Source organism: Citrobacter sp. Cb080, assembly GCF_030334745.1.
Taxonomy (GTDB): Bacteria; Pseudomonadota; Gammaproteobacteria; order Enterobacterales; family Enterobacteriaceae; genus Citrobacter; species Citrobacter braakii.
In genome coordinates this window covers 94,254-108,721 of the sequence record NZ_JAOWDG010000037.1, presented here as the reverse complement: position 1 = coordinate 108,721, position 14,468 = coordinate 94,254, and the positions used below count along the sequence as shown (strand labels likewise).

General features: G+C 53.5%; 13 protein-coding genes and 2 tRNA genes. 9 read left to right on the top strand and 6 right to left on the bottom strand.

The annotated features are described in order from the left end of the window. Nucleotides 1-21: 21 nt before the first annotated feature. Nucleotides 22-1,158 carry an alpha/beta hydrolase gene (locus OGV38_RS07525; protein WP_286473122.1) on the top strand — a complete coding sequence of 379 codons (1,137 nt, stop codon included), beginning with the start codon at nucleotides 22-24 and terminating at the stop codon, nucleotides 1,156-1,158. Nucleotides 1,159-1,299: 141 nt separating this feature from the next. Beyond that, nucleotides 1,300-2,493: an MFS transporter gene (locus OGV38_RS07520; RefSeq protein WP_269517297.1), complete on the top strand. Its 1,194-nt coding sequence runs from the start codon at nucleotides 1,300-1,302 to the stop codon at nucleotides 2,491-2,493. A 98-nt stretch (nucleotides 2,494-2,591) separates the two neighbouring features. On the opposite strand, the gene OGV38_RS07515 is transcribed toward OGV38_RS07520, so the two are convergent. Next, entirely contained in the window at nucleotides 2,592-3,062 is a 471-nt protein-coding gene (locus tag OGV38_RS07515; protein WP_046274913.1) for a GNAT family N-acetyltransferase, read from the bottom strand. Nucleotides 3,063-3,310: 248 nt separating this feature from the next. Here OGV38_RS07515 and OGV38_RS07510 point away from each other — a divergent pair, with 248 nt between their 5' ends. From OGV38_RS07510 to OGV38_RS07485, 6 genes are all read left to right on the top strand, one after another. Then, nucleotides 3,311-4,291 carry a GlxA family transcriptional regulator gene (locus OGV38_RS07510; RefSeq protein WP_016156397.1) on the top strand — a complete coding sequence of 327 codons (981 nt, stop codon included), beginning with the start codon at nucleotides 3,311-3,313 and terminating at the stop codon, nucleotides 4,289-4,291. Nucleotides 4,292-4,369: 78 nt separating this feature from the next. Continuing rightward, entirely contained in the window at nucleotides 4,370-5,380 is a 1,011-nt protein-coding gene (gene gap / locus OGV38_RS07505) for a type I glyceraldehyde-3-phosphate dehydrogenase (protein WP_286473121.1), read from the top strand. Nucleotides 5,381-5,647: 267 nt separating this feature from the next. After that, the gene (locus OGV38_RS07500; protein ID WP_155574195.1) at nucleotides 5,648-6,130 is read left to right on the top strand and encodes a glutathione peroxidase; all 483 of its coding nucleotides are present in this window, start codon (nucleotides 5,648-5,650) and stop codon (nucleotides 6,128-6,130) included. A 199-nt stretch (nucleotides 6,131-6,329) separates the two neighbouring features. Further along, a tRNA-Val gene (locus tag OGV38_RS07495) sits at nucleotides 6,330-6,406 on the top strand. A gap of 4 nt (nucleotides 6,407-6,410) precedes the next feature. After that, a tRNA-Val gene (locus OGV38_RS07490) sits at nucleotides 6,411-6,487 on the top strand. A 198-nt stretch (nucleotides 6,488-6,685) separates the two neighbouring features. Continuing rightward, the gene (locus OGV38_RS07485) at nucleotides 6,686-7,426 is read left to right on the top strand and encodes a substrate-binding domain-containing protein (RefSeq protein WP_269517330.1); all 741 of its coding nucleotides are present in this window, start codon (nucleotides 6,686-6,688) and stop codon (nucleotides 7,424-7,426) included. Here the strand turns inward: OGV38_RS07485 and OGV38_RS07480 are convergent. The 4 genes from OGV38_RS07480 to puuE form a co-directional block, all read right to left on the bottom strand. Continuing rightward, complete coding sequence (locus OGV38_RS07480; RefSeq protein ID WP_103283860.1) at nucleotides 7,395-8,147, bottom strand: ABC transporter ATP-binding protein; 753 nt, start codon at nucleotides 8,145-8,147, stop codon at nucleotides 7,395-7,397. The genes OGV38_RS07485 and OGV38_RS07480 overlap by 32 nt on opposite strands. Next, the gene (locus tag OGV38_RS07475; RefSeq protein ID WP_047417753.1) at nucleotides 8,144-9,148 is read right to left on the bottom strand and encodes a FecCD family ABC transporter permease; all 1,005 of its coding nucleotides are present in this window, start codon (nucleotides 9,146-9,148) and stop codon (nucleotides 8,144-8,146) included. The genes OGV38_RS07480 and OGV38_RS07475 overlap by 4 nt, the downstream gene beginning before the upstream one ends. Continuing rightward, nucleotides 9,135-10,190: an ABC transporter substrate-binding protein gene (locus OGV38_RS07470; protein WP_286473120.1), complete on the bottom strand. Its 1,056-nt coding sequence runs from the start codon at nucleotides 10,188-10,190 to the stop codon at nucleotides 9,135-9,137. Before OGV38_RS07470 ends, OGV38_RS07475 begins: the two co-directional genes overlap by 14 nt. A 175-nt stretch (nucleotides 10,191-10,365) precedes the next feature. Next, the gene (gene puuE, locus OGV38_RS07465; RefSeq protein WP_269517298.1) at nucleotides 10,366-11,628 is read right to left on the bottom strand and encodes a 4-aminobutyrate transaminase; all 1,263 of its coding nucleotides are present in this window, start codon (nucleotides 11,626-11,628) and stop codon (nucleotides 10,366-10,368) included. Between the two features lie 106 nt (nucleotides 11,629-11,734). On the opposite strand from puuE, the gene pdxR reads away from it, so the two are divergent. Then, the gene (pdxR, locus tag OGV38_RS07460; protein ID WP_269517299.1) at nucleotides 11,735-13,210 is read left to right on the top strand and encodes a MocR-like pyridoxine biosynthesis transcription factor PdxR; all 1,476 of its coding nucleotides are present in this window, start codon (nucleotides 11,735-11,737) and stop codon (nucleotides 13,208-13,210) included. Between the two features lie 47 nt (nucleotides 13,211-13,257). On the opposite strand, the gene OGV38_RS07455 is transcribed toward pdxR, so the two are convergent. Further along, on the bottom strand, nucleotides 13,258-14,466 hold the full coding sequence (locus OGV38_RS07455; RefSeq protein WP_141895095.1) for a c-type cytochrome: 1,209 nt from the start codon (nucleotides 14,464-14,466) through the stop codon (nucleotides 13,258-13,260). Nucleotides 14,467-14,468: the final 2 nt, after the last annotated feature.

The window sequence follows — 14,468 nt, the reverse complement described above, 5'->3', positions numbered from 1 at the left end:
ACGTTTTATGAGGGGATTTTGATGACTGCCTTCACCAAAAAACTGACAGCCGCGATACCAGCCATGCTGCTCTGCGCATCATTAAGTGGAGTTACAACGATGAGTTATGCCAATACAACCAATCCGAACGCGCCAGTTTCACTGGTCGAGACATGGGATAAAACCTTCGCTAAAAGTACGAAAGTTAATCACCGTAAAGTGACCTTTCAGAACCGCTTCGGGATCACCCTGGTCGGTGATCTCTACATTCCAAAGGATCGCGGCGAGCGCAAACTGGCGGCCATTGCCATCAGCGGGCCTTTCGGCGCGGTGAAAGAGCAGTCCAGCGGTCTGTATGCGCAGACGTTGGCTGAGCAGGGATTTGTTACCCTGGCTTTTGACCCTTCATATACGGGGGAAAGCGGTGGCTATCCGCGTAACGTTGCCTCTCCGGATATCAACACCGAGGATTTCAGCGCGGCTGTTGATTTCCTTGGCCTGCAAAATGAGGTTGATCGAAATCGTATCGGATTACTGGGTATCTGCGGATGGGGCGGGATGGCCTTAAACGACGCCGCGATGGATACACGCGTGAAAGCGGTGGCGACCAGCGTGATGTATGACATGAGCCGTGCGATGGGGCATGGCGTAGGTGATGGTAAAGACCGTTATACCACTGCGGATCGTCGCGCCGTATTACAGTATCTGAACGCACAGCGCTGGGAAGATGCGAAGAACGGAGCTTTCGCGCCCGGCGGGCATGACATTTATGTTGATGAAAAGGGGAACGTCAGTACGTCGAAACGTATTCTGCCAGAAACGTTACCCACAAATCCCAATCCGGTTCTGAAAGAATTCTTTGATTATTATCGCATGCCGCGTGGTTTCCATGCGCGTTCGGTCAACTCAACCGGGGCCTGGAATGCGACGATGCCGCTGTCATTTATGAATATGCCGCTGCTGAGCTACGCCAATGAAGTCACTATCCCCACGCTTATCGTGACCGGCGAAAAAGCCCATTCACGCTATTTTGCTGAAGATGCCTTTAGGACGATCGGCAGCAATGAGAAAGAGCTGGTGATTGTGCCGGGGGCAAATCATGTTGATCTGTACGACAACGTTGCGGGTAAGATTCCGTTTGCTAAATTTGAGCAGTTTTTCAATACCAACCTAAGATAACCGCCCCAAGCCGCCTGATATTTGCAGGCGGCTGTAAATCGCCTGCACATCATTTTCATCCATGTTTTGACGTGATTTCCTGAATGACGTCTGTCCGGACTGCGCCTGAACCTGGCCGATTCGATATTAAGAGATCTGATAATGTCCACAGTAAGACTAAAACCGCATTACGAAAAAAAGCATGCGCATTGGGGGGGCGTGTTTGCCATGACGCTGTGCGTGTTTGTGGTGATCGCTTCCGAGTTTATGCCGGTCAGCCTGCTTACGCTTATTGCCAGTGATTTACACATTACCGAAGGGCTGGCTGGCCAGGGAATTGCAATCTCTGGCGCGCTGGCGGTCATTACCAGCCTGACTATCTCCCATATTGCCGGAGATCTGAACCGAAAACATCTCCTGCAGGGGCTGACGGTTTTAATGGCCATATCGGGGATAGTCGTCGCCCTGGCACCCAGCTATCCGGTTTATATGCTGGGGAGGGCCCTGCTTGGGGTGGTCATTGGTGGATTCTGGTCCATATCTGCTGCAACCGCCATTCGGCTCGTTCCGCAGCATCAGGTTCCCCGCGCGCTGGCGATTTTTAACGGTGGGAACGCGCTGGCTACCGTTGTAGCGGCACCGCTTGGCAGCTATCTGGGGACGACCGTGGGCTGGCGAGGGGCTTTTTTATGCCTCGTTCCCCTGGCTATAGCCGCGTTCATCTGGCAGTGGGTCAGCCTGCCATCGATGGAAAACGATAAAAAACAAAAATCCCAGAGATCTATGCATCGTCTGTTCCGCATCACCATTGTCCCTGCGGGACTCCTGGCCTGCGGGCTCTTCTTCATGGGGCAGTTTGCCTTATTTACCTACGTGCGCCCCTTTCTCGAAACCGTAACCCGCGTAGGCCCTTCTGGTCTCTCTCTGATTTTGCTCGCAATAGGCGTGGCGGGTTTTGTCGGCACACTGGCCGTATCAATATTCCTGAACACAAGTTTTTATCAGACTTTAATCATGATCCCCCTGCTTATGGCAGTGACTGCCGGGGCGTTACTGCTGGTTGGACACAGCATCTGGGCTGTTGCCGTATTGCTCAGCCTGTGGGGACTACTAGCAACGGCTGCGCCAACGGGATGGTGGACATGGATAGCGCGGGCACTACCCGAAGATGCAGAGGCGGGTGGTGGCTTAATGGTTGCGGTGATCCAGCTATCGATTGCCCTGGGTTCAACGGCAGGTGGGTTGGTATTCGACACTCTGGGATGGCGCAGTACTTTTGGCTTGAGTGGTTTCTTACTTCTGGCGGCGGCAGCAATGACGATTGTCACATCCCGTCAAAACAGCAAAGCAAACTAGAACTATCCATTCATTTCTGGCGTGCTCTCTGTCATGGCATACGGCAGAGAGCCGAGTGTCCGCCCTCGCTGATCGCGGACCTTTAGCCCAGTTATCTTCTATTTTTTCACCAAATATTTTCGCATCAGTGCATTTTGTAATGTCACTCCGCGACAGGCAGGAAACCCACGTTCCACAACATGAAAGCCGTGTCGTAGAAAGAACGCCTCCGCAGCCTTACTGACATTTGAAGTCAGTTCGCCAATTCCACGTTGTCTGGCTTCTTCATGAATGCGATTCATCAGTAGTGTCCCTACTCCCTGTCTCGGGTAGGTTCCCGAGACAAAGAAATGGTCAATGTACCCATTTGGCTGAAGATCTGCATATCCAGCTATTTCACCATCCACTTCAACAACAAAGGGGCGTAATTCCTTCATATGATTGGCCCATTGTTCCGGGTCGATATCCGTTGGGGCCCACGCATCTATTTGTTCCTGTGTGTAGTAATGTGATGCGAGGGTATGTACAGAAGATAAAAAGACGCTGAATAACGAAATTTCATCTCCATTACTAAACCTTCTGATTTTCATAAGACCTCGTCAGGAGAGTGACTTGTAGAACAATACCATTTTTGGTGTAGCAGAGCGTCAGCCCCTCGTGGTGAGTTTAATGGGTCAATGCAACGCTATTCTTAATCAAGGGAGATGCTCAGGCAACGCCGTTGAGTCAACATCAAACCATCGGCCTGTGGCGGTAATGTCGCTACGCCACGGGTAAGGCTTTTTCCAGTTGAGTATGTAATATTGACTTATTGTGTAAAAAGATTACTTTTCAGGACATGAAGAAGATACTCATTATTGTTCCCGATGGCGGTATGCTGTTTGAGTCCGCCGGTATTGCCGACATTCTGATGCAGGCCAACCGCCTGCATCCCAAAGGCGCTACGGAGACGTGTTACCAGGTTCAGTTAGCGACAACGCAACCGCATCAGGTGATCCATGGTCAGTCCGGCCTAAATCTACTGGCAGATCATCGCCTACATGAGATAGATCCTCGCGAACCTCTCGATACCATCATCATCACTGGCAGAGGTCAAAACCCGCAGGAAGGGATTGCAGTGGTTGACTGGCTACGCCTTGCCGCTCCCCACGCCCGCCGCATTGCATCCATTTGCGGCGGCGCGATGCTGCTGGCAGAAACCGGGCTGCTGGACGGCAGACGAGCCACCACCCACTGGAAGCTACTGGAAACTATGCAGGCAGAATTCCCAAAGGTGCGCGTCGAAAGCGGTCCGCTCTATATCCAGGACGAACACATCTGGACATCAGGTGGCGTCAGTTCCGGCTTTGACCTGACGTTAGCGTTAGTTGAAGAGGATTACGGCTTCAGTCTGGCGCGCGACGTCGCTCAGGATTTCGTCATGTACCTGCGCCGTCCCGGGGGACAACTCCAGTTTAGCCGCTACAACCTTCAGCAGACCAGCACCCTGGGCCCGATTAACGATCTGCTCACCTGGCTGCTTGAGAACCTCACCGCCGATCTCAGTGTGGATAAACTGGCGGAAAAAGTCGCCATGAGTCCGCGTAATTTCACCCGCGTGTTTACCCGAGAAACGGGCGCATCACCGGCACGCTATGTGGCTGAAGCCCGTCTGGCCGCAGCACGACAGCGTCTGGAGCAGACCAATGAGACGCTGGAGCGTATCGCCGAACAAACAGGATTTGGTAGCAGCATTAACCTGCGACGGCTGTTTGAAAAACAGCTTCACCTGACGCCTGGTGAATATCGCCAACGCTTTCACTGTCGTAAAATGGCGTAAAGTGATCCTTTTTTGTCATTTACGCCAACACGTGACCGGCCTAAATTTACTCCAGAGACAACAGATAAGGAGTTCATCATGGTAAAGGTCGGTATTAACGGTTTTGGCCGTATCGGACGTAACGTACTGCGTGCTGCACTGGGTAACCCGGAAATCCAGATCGTGGCAATCAACGATCTGACAGACAGTAAAACGCTGGCGCATCTGCTGAAATACGACTCGCTGCTCGGTAAACTCGACGCCGACGTCACCGCCGGTGAGGGGCAGTTGGTGGTTAACGGTAAATCCATCACCGTATTCAGTGAACGCGACCCAGCCAACATCCCATGGCGTCAGCGTGAAGTCGATATTGTCATTGAAGCAACCGGCTTCTTCACTGAACGTGACAAGGCGGCGGTGCATATCCACAGCGGTGGCGCAAAACGAGTGATTATCTCCGCCCCTGGTAAGAACGATGATTTAACCATCGTGATGGGCGTTAACGATCACCTCTACTCCGCGGATAAACACTTTGTCGTCAGCAACGGTAGCTGCACCACTAACGGTCTGGCACCTGCCGCACAGGTTTTGCACCAACATTTCGGCATTAAGCATGGTTTGATGAACACCACCCACGCCTATACCAACAGCCAGGCGCTGCACGACCAGCCGGAAAAAGATCTTCGTGATGCCCGCGCCGCTGCATTGTCGATTGTGCCCTACTCCAGCGGTGCCGCGAAGGCACTTGGCAAAGTCATCCCGGAGCTGGATGGTCGCTTAACCGGGTATTCGCTGCGCGTACCGGTTCCTGTGGTGTCCATTGTCGACCTGACCGTAACGCTTGAGCGGGATGTTACAGCAGAGGAGGTCAATAATGCGTTTCGTGACGCCGCCGCGACAGGGCCACTGAAAGGGATCCTCGGCTACAGCGATGAACCGCTTGTCTCAAGCGACTATCAGGGTGATCCGCGCTCATCCATCATCGACGGCCTGTCAACGCTGGTGATTGGCGGCAATATGGTCAAAATTCTGGCGTGGTACGACAACGAATGGGGATTCTCTAATCGCCTCGTCGAGCTGGCACTGCTAATGGCAAGGCACGAACGTTAATCCCCTGCTCTCACACTCTCTCTAAATCCACGCCAGGCGTGGATTTTTTTATATCTGTTACGTGTTTGTCGCAGTGACAATCGCCCACAACGTCACGTCCCCCATTTTTAGTCGTCACCTAACGATGCTGCTGGGGTGACGCGTTTAAAAAAATTAGCGATAACCCGACAAAATAATAAATCGCCAGCACTTTAACGGTCAGTTTATTAATCAGACAGTTGCGACCATAATAAAATGAGTAATGCGATCTTATTTGAGGATTCCGGCATGATCACCTTTTATCAACTTACAGCCACCCGTCTGCATGGTGAGCCCGTCTCTATGGCCGACTACGCTGGCAAACTGGTTCTGGTGGTCAATACTGCCAGCCATTGTGGCTTCTCGCCGCAATATGCAGGCCTCGAAGCGCTTTACAAGAAGTACGCCGCGCAGGGTCTGGTGGTGCTTGGTTTCCCCTGCAACCAGTTCGGTAATCAGGAGCCCGGCGGGGCCGACGAAATCTCGCAAACCTGTCACATCAACTACGGTGTGAGCTTCCCGATATTTGAGAAAGTGGAAGTCAACGGCGCGGCTACGCATCCGGTGTTTCGTTACCTGAAAAACGAATTACCCGGCGTGCTGGGTGGGCGTATCAAGTGGAATTTCACTAAGTTCCTGATCGGACGTGACGGCAAACCGCTCAAGCGTTTTGCGCCGTTCACTACCCCTGAGAAAATAGAAACCGCGATCCTTGCTGCGCTTAAAGTCTGAGCGCACCTGTCATTCAAACCGTCCCCATTATGCCCCAGCGCACTGTCTGAATAAAAAACACGCTGCAAAATCAACAAAATATAATCAACTTGCTTAATTACTCTGCAATCACGTGAGTTCAGGAAGAAAAATGCTATTTCCCTCTTGCCTCATTCGGTCTGTGCCGCTAATATTCGTCCCCGTTGTCACCTACAACGTTGCGTTCATAGCTCAGTTGGTTAGAGCACCACCTTGACATGGTGGGGGTCGTTGGTTCGAGTCCAATTGAACGCACCATCTTGCGTCCGTAGCTCAGTTGGTTAGAGCACCACCTTGACATGGTGGGGGTCGGTGGTTCGAGTCCACTCGGACGCACCAAATTATTTCTATGATTTGGTGCTATTTCCCTTCGTTGCTCCTCATAATTTATTTTTATCCCCCTGTTCGTAACCTTAAGCTTAATCATTACTCCGTATGATGCTGGCACAAAGCGATGCGCCAAAGCCTTCTAAACGCTATGCTCAGCGCGTATCATTTATCCTCTTCGCAAACCTTTTTCGCCAGAGATCGGATACCATGCCCTCTTCCATTATTCTGTTTGCCGCGGGCAGTTTACGCCTGGCATTTGCCCCTTTGATAAGCCAGTTCTCGCGCCATAGTGGAATAGACGTGAAAGTGGAATATGGTCCGGCCGGTTTATTACGCGAGCGTATTGAAGCCGGTGAACCGTGTGCGCTCTTTGCCTCAGCCAATCGGGAGCACCCGCAACGCCTGCTGGCTTTGCAAAAAGCTGTCCTCACGCAAACCTTTAGCTGGAATCAACTGAGTCTGGTCAGCAACCGAAACGGCGCCTGGCTGGATTTGCTCCGCGACCCAACGCTACGAATAGGTACATCCACGCCCGGCTGCGACCCTTCCGGAGACTATACCTGGGTATTTTTCGACAATATGGATGTACTGGAGCCAGGACTCGGACAACAGCTTAGGGCGCGCGCCATCCCGCTGGTTGGTGGGCGTGATACGGTGAAAATCCCGTCTGGTGAACTGGCGAGCGCTTGGATCCTTCGCCAGGGACTGGCCGATCTGTTTATCGGCTACGCGCATTACGCGAAAACGCTGCGCGCCCAACCCGACGTGCATTATGTAGCTATCCCTGATGAGCACAATATTCGCTGCGAATACCAACTGGCGGTGCTCGAGGCATCCAACGAGGTGATGGCGCTGGTTAAATTCATGCTCTCCAACGGCGGTCAGGCGTTTCTTACCGCCGCCGGGTTTTTACCTCTTAACGACGAACAGAAAACAGCGGTGCGATAAACGGCGTCGGGTGGTTCTCCAGACTGAGTTTTCGCAGCGGTAAGCCATAGGCCTGGAACAGATTCTCTTCCGTCACAATGCTGTCCGTTGGCCCTGCCCGCCATTTTCCTTCGGGGAGCAGCAGCAAAGTATGGGTGGCTATTTGTAACGCATGCAGCGGATCGTGGGTCGAAAAAAGAATGCTGCATCCCTGTAGATGGGCCAGATCGCTGATGAGCTGAAGCACCACCTGCTGATTGGCGAGATCCAGCGCGGAGCACGGTTCATCAAGCAGCAGCGTTTGACACTCCGTCACCAGCGCCCGGGCTATCATCACCAGTTGCTGTTGCCCCCCGGAAAGTGAGCTAAACGAGTGGGAAGCAAGCTGGGCAATATTTAACTGCTCCAGCGCCTGGGTCGCTCTTAGTTGATCCTGCTGGCTGGGTTGCGCAAAAAGCTTCACGTGCTGTGCCCGCCCCATCAGCACCACGTCGCTCACCGTATAAGGAAATGGCAGGTGGCAATGCTGCGCCACAATTCCTATCCCGCCGTCATTTTCAATGCTGCCGTCCAAAGCTGGCAGCGTGCCGGTTAGCGTATCGAGCAGCGTACTTTTCCCCAGGCCGTTACGTCCCAGCACAGCCCAGATCTCACCTTTCTGACAACTGAATGTAAGCGGCTCAAATAGCGGCACGCGATACCCATAAGTAAGCGTATTTACACGCAATGCGGCAGGTTTCATGATGTCCCCCGGCGGCTGGAGCGGATGAGTAAAAAAGCAAACAGCGGCGCGCCGAATATTGCGGTGATGATCCCAAGCGGTATCTCCGCGTGCATCAGGGTACGCGCAATATCATCCACCACAATCATAAAACCGCCTCCCATCCAGAAGGCGCACGGCAGTAGACGACGATGATCAACCCCCACCAGCAAACGCGCCAGATGCGGAATAACCAACCCAACCCAGGCGATACTGCCGCTGACCGCTACCTGAGCGGCGACTAAAAAAGCGCAGCACAGCAAAACGCTGCGTCGCAGAGGAACTACCGCGACGCCTAGCGAACGGGCATCTTTATCATTGAGTGATAACAGGTTTATCCGCCAGCGTAGCTGGTACAAAACTGTCGCAGCGATACCGACTGGAATCGCCAACAGCAGAACTTTATGCCAGTTAGCCGTCGCAAAGCTGCCGAGCAGCCAGAACACGATATTGGGTAACGTTTCTTCGGTATCAGCCTGATACTGAATCAGGCTCACCAGCGCGGCAAAAAAACCACTCAAAATGATACCCGACAGGATCAGCACCAGCGTATTCTCCAGCCCCTGCAGCGCAGCAATGGCATACACCAGGACCAGCGCCGTCAGACCGAAGAAAAACGTTGAACCCATCATCAACCACGGCGACAGGCCGAGCAGAATAGCCAGCGTTCCGCCAAAAGCGGCCCCAGACGTCACGCCAATAATATGCGGGTCGACCAGCGGATTATGAAATACTCCTTGCAGCGTCGCGCCACATAACCCCAACGCACCACCCGCCAGCAGCGCCATCAGAATTCGCGGTAGCCTGACAGTCCAGATAACCTGACCGGCAATCCCTTCAGCGTCGCTATAGTGCATCAGGTGATAAAAGACTTCGCTTAACGACAGCGGATATTGTCCGAGGCACAACGAGCCAAGGCCCAGCAACAGGACCGTCGCGATTAAGAGTGGTTGCTGGAGTAAAATGCGCTTACTTAACTGCATCAGGCTGCCAGTTCACACCATAAAAACGCTGATAGTAGTCTTGCGCCTGCGCATCAACATCCACGTCTTTGTAGGCGTCCGGGTACAGTTTTTTGGCCATCCACAGCTCACCAATCGCTAACGCTTCAGGCATCGGATAGCCCCAGGCTTTGGCGTACTCAGGCATCAACCAGACGCGATGATTTTTTACCGCATCGATCCCCTGCCAGTTAGGATCGTTTTGGATCTCCGTTACCACCTGCGGGTAGCGATCCTGAACAAAAATTACCTGCGGGTTCCACGCCAATACCTGTTCCAGCGCAACCTGACGGGCGCCTTTTACACTGGCAGCCGCCACGTTTAGCCCACCCGCGTGCTGCATCATGAGTCCCGTGTACTTCCCGGAGCCGTAAGTCATCAGGTCGGGGTTAGCCATATAAATACGGACTTTTTGCGCATCCGGGATTTTTGCGACCGGCGCATTGAATTTTGCCCGCGCCGCAAAAACGTAGTCGATTAACGTCTCAGCTTGCGGTTTGCGCCCCACGATGTCCGCAATCAGGCGAATCCCCTGCTTTAACCCTTCGTTGTAGACCTGCTCTTCATCTGCCATGGTCGGGTTCATTTTATTCTGTTGCCCGGCTGCATCCTTGCGCAATGAGATTGCCACGACCGGAATACCGGCGTTCTGAATCTGCTGGATCATCTCCGCTGGCGCATAGTTGGCGACAAAAACCACCTGTGGATGAATCGCCAGTAGGCTTTCAATATTCACGCTGGTGAGATCGCCCGGCGTCGGCAATGTGGCAATTGTCGGCATAAAGCGCGCAAACTCAGGCCCGAGCTGTTTTTTCCAGCTCGACATCACGCCAATAATGTCCTGCTGAGCATTAAGCTGGACCAGAATATTCAGCGTCTGGTGTTGCAGCACGACCACTTTGTCGACGTGGTCCGGAATCGTGACCTGACGACCAAGCTGGTCGGTGATCGTACGGTCGGCCTGGGCAGAAAACGCAAACAACATGCTGGCGCATACCAGCACAAAAGAGCGGAAAGTTAACATGGGATACCATCTGGATAGCGGAGTAAAAACGATGTGTATTAAATTATATAACGATATAACAGGCAACCCATTCGCGATAAATACCGCACGACACACGAGGAAGATCAATTTATGCCGACAAAAAAGCCGACGGTGATGACCACCGTCGGCTGTGGGTAACACCAGGACTAACGGATTATTTGGTTGCCGCTTTAATGATATCGAGCGCTTTGGCGAACTGATCCTGCGGGATCGTCAGCGGATAAAGGAAACGAATAACGTTGCCATACTGACCGCAGGTCAGCAGCAGTAATCCTTGCTCAAGGGCTTTCTTCTGCACGCGTTGTGCGGCGGCTGCGTTGGGTTCTCCCGTCGCTGCATCACAGAATTCAGCGGCGATCATAGAGCCTAAGCCGCGCACTTCGGCCAGTTCAGGACACCCGGTTTGCGCGTCAGTCAGAATGGCGCGCAGTTGTTCGCCAAGAGCTGCCGCACGCTGGCACAGCTGTTCATCACGAATGATATCCAGCACCGCATGAGCTGCCGCAATTGATAGCGGGTTTCCGGCGTAGGTTCCGCCCAGACCACCCGGCGCAGGCGCATCCATAATTTCAGCTTTGCCCACGACGCCAGACAGCGGCATGCCGCCTGCAAGGCTTTTTGCCATAGTCATCAGGTCAGCTTTGTCAGCATAGTGGTCCATCGCAAATAACTGGCCCGTACGGGCAAACCCGCTTTGCACCTCATCGGCGATCATCACGATGCCATGCTCGTCGCAAATACGGCGGATGGCAGCCACAAACTCCGGCGGCGCCACCACGAAGCCCCCTTCACCCTGGACGGGCTCGAAAATAATCGCCGCGACCTGAGTGGGATCGATATCGGCTTTAAACAGGCGCTCAATCGCTTTGATGGAGTCCGCCGTAGAAATCCCCTGCAACTCGCAAGGATACGGCGCGTGGTAGACGGAGCCAGGGAACGGGCCGAACCCTTTTTTATACGGCGCCACCTTGCCGGTTAACGCCATCGTCATGTAGGTACGCCCATGAAAACCGCCGCCAAAAGCAATAACGCCAGGACGGCCGGTATGTGCGCGCGCAATTTTCACCGCATTTTCGACCGCTTCAGCCCCGGTGGTGAAGAATGTGGTTTTGCGCTTGCCGTCGATTGGCGCAACGGCGTTGATTTTCTCCGCCAAAGACACATAGCTTTCGTACGGGACAATCTGATAAGCCGTATGGGTAAAAGCCTGCAGTTGCGCTTCGACTGCCTGCACCAGGCGAGGATGACGGTGTCCGGTGTTCAGCACGGCAATCCCGGCGGCAAAATCAATGTACTGATTGCCTTCGATATCGGTAATTGTGCTGTTTTCTGCTGACTGGGCATAAAAATCACACATTACACCCACGCCACGCGGGGTGGCATCCAGACGACGTTGTTGCAGGTTTTTATTGTTCATTCTCTACACCTTGTCCATTAATACATTTAGGTTGAATTACCCTTTAAATTTAGACGCCATCTGGTACTTTAATCGAGAGCCAAATCGTTTTATTTTAAGGATCCAAATGCGTTCACTTGCCGGAGATGTGATCAAGCAGGCATTTAGCCAGCAGACCGATGAAAAGCTGCATCGTCGCCTGTATGCCGCCATCTGCAGTTGCATCCTCGAAGGTAGCCTGAAACCGGCTACCCGAATGCCTCCGTCGCGTGACCTGGCAGGCGAACTGACGCTATCGCGCAATACCGTCCTGCGGGTTTACGAGCAATTGCAGGCCGAAGGTTATATTTCCGCGCGCACCAGCAGCGGCACGTTTGTCACCGACAGCGTGCTGGACAATCTCGACCTGCGTCCCCACAAAGAGCCCGTTGCCGCCACACTGGAGGATCACACCCGCTTATCTGCCCGCTGCCTTGAGCTGCTGGGCCATGCCAGCGCCAGCCCTCGTCAATGGGGCGCATTTATTCCAGGCGTACCTGATGTGGAGCATTTCCCTCACCGGGTACTCAAAAAAATTCAGGATCGGCTGGCGAGACGGTTGCGCCCGGAGTTTCTCACTTACGATGCCGCAGGCGGCGTGACTGAGCTGAAAGAAGCACTGGCAGACTATCTGCGCACCGCACGCGGGGTGCGGTGTTCACCGGCGCAAATTCTGATTACTGAAGGTATTCACCAGGCGCTGGATCTGGTGACCCGGACGCTATGCAACCCGGGGGATAACGCCTGGATTGAGGAGCCGGGCTACTGGGGAATCAAAAATATTCTGCGCATCAATGCGGTTAACTTTTCGGCGATCCCGGTTGATGAACAAGGTATGGTGCCGCCGGAGGCTGGCGAATCTGTGCCAAAGCTGATTTTTGTGACACCGTCACATCAATATCCGCTCGGTTCGGTAATGAGCCTCAACCGCCGTCGGGCACTTCTCTTTCGCGCACGTGAAACGCGAAGCTGGATAGTGGAAGATGACTACGACAGCGAGTTTCGCTTTTCCGGCCAGCCAATTCCATCATTGCAGGGACTGGAAGAAGAGACGCCGGTCATCTATATCGGGACATTCAGTAAAACACTCTATCCCGCACTGCGGCTCGGTTATGTGGTACTGCCCAAACCGCTCGCCGCGCCGCTGAAGAAGGTTCATAACGACCTCTATCGTGGTGGACATTTGCTGATTCAGGCAGCGCTGGCGGAGTTTATCCGCGAGGGTTACTACGCGGCGCACATTCGTAAAATGCGCCAGTTATACAGTCGTCGCCGCCAGACGTTGGTGGAGCTTATCAGCCGCCAGTTGGGCGAGCAGTATCTTGGCTCCTTCAGCAGCAACGCCGGGCTGCACATGATTCTACAGTTGCCCGTCGGGAGCGATGACGTTGTCATTGCCCAACAGGCAAATGCGCAAGGGCTGCTGGTGCGCCCGCTGTCTCGCTACTACGTGAATGAAGAGAAACGCAGCGGCCTGCTGCTGGGATTTGCCAGTATTGAAGAGCATGAAATGGCGGCGGCGTTTACCCGACTGGTGGGTATTATCAGAGTAAACGCCGTTTAAGCACTGCCGGATGGCGCTGCAAGCACCTTGTCCGGCCGACATGCTGTTTAATGTGACGCTTTTTTAATCCCTGCCAGGTCCTCCTGGCTTACTTCGCCATTCCCTTCTCCCCAACTTTTACGCACGTAATTAATCACATCGCGCATTTCGTTGTCGCTTAACATGCCACCGTAAGCCGGCATCTTAAAGGAGACGCTACCACGCGTTGTCGGTGTTTCTGCGCCGTGGGCAATCACTCTGAATAACGGCGTCGGGTCATCAACCATCACCAGCGGATTGTTGATCAAAGAAGGTGCGTTATCATCCGTACCTTTCCCCTCCAGACCGTGACAGGTGGAGCAGTAGCGGTTATAGGTCACTTTGCCCGCCTCGGGTGAATTCGACCAGGACACCGTAGTTGCCGCTGCGCGCACCGTTTCAGGCTTCTCGCTTTTCAGGCTCAGCAGATATTGCGCGATCGCCGTGGCATCGTCATCGGTCAGGTACTGTGTACTCTGCGTAACGACTTCAGCCATCGAACCTGAAACCGCGGCATGCTTGCTTTTACCGGTCAGCAACAGCGATTTTAATTCCTGCTCAGACATTCCCGTGCCGCGTAGCGAAGGCGCATACCAGCCGTCGATCATCGCGCCGCTCAGGTACTCGGCATCAGCATTAGTATACGCTTTTTCGTTCATCGCCATGCCTCTCGGGGTATGGCAAGAACCGCAATGTCCGGGACCTTCCACCAGATAAGCGCCCCGTTTTACCAACGCAGCGTTGTCATCCGTTTTTGCACGTTCTACAGCCGTCACTGGCGCGTCGGTAAACAGCCAGTTCCAGATATGCAGCGGCCAGCGGGCGGAGAGTAGCCACGGAATGGCATTCTCTTTATTGGGCTGCGCAGAGGGGGTGACATCATGCATAAAATAGCGATACAACGCCTGTACATCGTCATCAGAAAGTTTTGCGTAAGAGGGATAAGGCATGGCCGGATATAACGGATGACCATCTTTAGCAATTCCCTGACGTACGGCCTTGTCAAAATCCTCGTATGAGTAATTACCAATACCCTGGGTCTTGTCTGGGGTAATGTTGGTCGAATAAATATCCCCTACCGGAGTAGGAAACTTTTTGCCACCCGCCATCGCCGCGCCCCCTTCGGTGGTATGACAGGCCACACAGTCAGAGATACGGGCGATATATTCGCCATTAGATTCCGCTGCACTCACAGAGGCGGTAAACAAACAGGCGGCAAGAACGGTTACATTACGCATAG